The organism is Streptomyces sp. WM6386 (assembly GCF_000972385.1).
GTDB lineage: Bacteria > Actinomycetota > Actinomycetes > Streptomycetales > Streptomycetaceae > Streptomyces.
This window is the reverse complement of sequence record NZ_JXTE01000512.1, coordinates 1-436: the sequence shown is the minus strand read 5'-3', so window position 1 is coordinate 436 and position 436 is coordinate 1. Positions and strand designations below refer to the sequence as shown.

General features: G+C 66.5%; 1 pseudogene. It reads right to left on the bottom strand.

From position 1 onward, the window contains the following. Positions 1-205: 205 nt before the first annotated feature. Positions 206-436 (bottom strand): annotated as a pseudogene (locus tag TN53_RS42480) (hypothetical protein); the annotation flags it as partial.

Below are 436 nucleotides of genomic sequence, written 5' to 3'. Positions count from 1 at the left end.
GGGGGTGCGTTTTCCGTTCTCGCAGGCGGCATTTGCCTCTTGGCCGGGGCGTCGGCTTTTTCCCTCCGTTCCCCCTTGATTTTGCCGGTGACCGCCATGGGAGTCCCATCGTCCTCGTCGTGTAGTTCACTTGTTCCCAGGAGGCGCGGTCAGGGAGTGCGGTGCAACCAGTAGAGGTGTAATCGGGTTAAGGAGGCCGACGGTCTCAAGCCGGGCCCGGTGGTTCGTGGGTGCGCACCGACTGGGAGTGTCCCGGGCCGCCCACGGCATTGAGGACGGCTTGGCCCTGGCTGTCGACGAGCCGGGTGAAGGCCTGCTGGGCATAGCCGAGTACGACAGCCCAGGCGATGATCTGCGCAGAGGAGTCCAGGGCGGTCAGCCCGGGGACGAACTCCCCACGCATCAACAGCAGGCCCAGAACGGCGGTGGGGGCGGG